The organism is Arhodomonas sp. KWT (assembly GCF_010993615.1).
On the sequence record NZ_WNXE01000465.1, the window covers coordinates 1 to 1,314 of the forward strand.

1 protein-coding gene and 1 pseudogene are annotated in these 1,314 nt (G+C 71.0%); both read left to right on the forward strand.

Going from position 1 to position 1,314, the window contains the following annotated elements; all coding sequences use genetic code 11:
* Window positions 1–1,011: uracil-xanthine permease family protein (locus G7A99_RS19955; RefSeq protein ID WP_163143537.1), on the forward strand; the 1,011-nt coding region annotated here is incomplete at its 5' end.
* A gap of 45 nt (window positions 1,012–1,056) precedes the next feature.
* Window positions 1,057–1,314: pseudogene (locus tag G7A99_RS19960) on the forward strand (sterol desaturase family protein); the annotation flags it as partial.

The window sequence follows — 1,314 nt, forward strand, 5'->3', positions numbered from 1 at the left end:
GGCCTGCCCGAGACCATGGGCGCGCTGATGGCCGCCGGCCTGCTCTACGTGGTGCTCGCCGGCGCCGTGCGTGCCCGGGGCACGGGCTTTATCGACCGGCTGCTGCCGCCCGTGGTGATCGCCCCGGTGATCATGGTCATCGGGCTGAGCCTCGCGCCGACGGCGGTGAACATGGCCATGGGCAAGAGCGGCGACGGCGCCCAGCAGCTCATTCCGTATGCAGACGCCATCGTGATATCGCTGGTCTCGCTGGCGGTGACGGTGACCGTGGCGGTGCTCGCGCGGGGCCTGTTCCGGCTGATCCCGATCATCTTCGGCGTGATCGCCGGCTACCTGCTGAGCTTCGCCTACGGTGTTGTGGACACCGGCGCCATCGCCGAGGCCCCCTGGCTCAGCATGCCCGCATTCACCGCACCCGCATTCGACTGGCGGGCGATCCTGTTCATGATCCCGGTGGCGATCGCCCCGGCCATCGAGCACGTGGGCGACATCCTCGCCATCTCCTCGGTCACGGGCCGGGATTACCTCAAGCGCCCCGGCCTGCACCGCACCCTCCTCGGCGACGGGCTGGCCACCTCGATGGCCGCCGGCCTCGGGGGGCCGCCCAACACGACCTACTCCGAGGTCACCGGCGCGGTGATGCTCACGCGCAACTACGACCCCCGGGTGATGACCTGGGCAGCGGGCCTGGCGGTGGTGCTGGCGTTCATCGGCAAGTTCGGCGCGGTACTGCAGAGCATCCCGGTGCCGGTGATGGGCGGCATCCTGTGCCTGCTGTTCGGCTCCATCGCCGTAGTCGGCGTCAACACCCTGGTCCGTCATCAGGTGGATCTCTCCATCGCCCGCAACCTGGCGGTGATGGCGGTGACCCTGGTCTTCGGTATCGGTGGGCTGACTGTCGGCCACGGCCAGTACAGCCTGGAGGGCATCGCGCTGTGCAGCGTGGTCGCGGTGGGCATGCACCTGCTGCTGCCGGGCGCCGAGCACTGGGGCCGCGGCCGCGGGGAGTGACGGCCGGCGCCGCCGGAACCCGGTCCCGGTGGCGTTGTCCACCGGATGATGAGCGAATTCGACGCCTTCCTGCTCGGCCACGAGCCCTGGGTACGGCTGTCGGCGTTCGCGGGCGTGCTCGCGGCGATGGCGGTCTGGGAGACGCTTGTTCCGCGCCGCCGCCGCGCTATCCCCCGTGCCCGGCGCTGGCCGGGCAACCTGGGCATCGTGGTGATCGACACCCTGGTCCTGCGGGTCGCCTTCCCCACCGCGGCGGTCGGGCTCGCCCTGCTCGCCGAAGCGCAGGGCTGGGGGCTGCTCAAC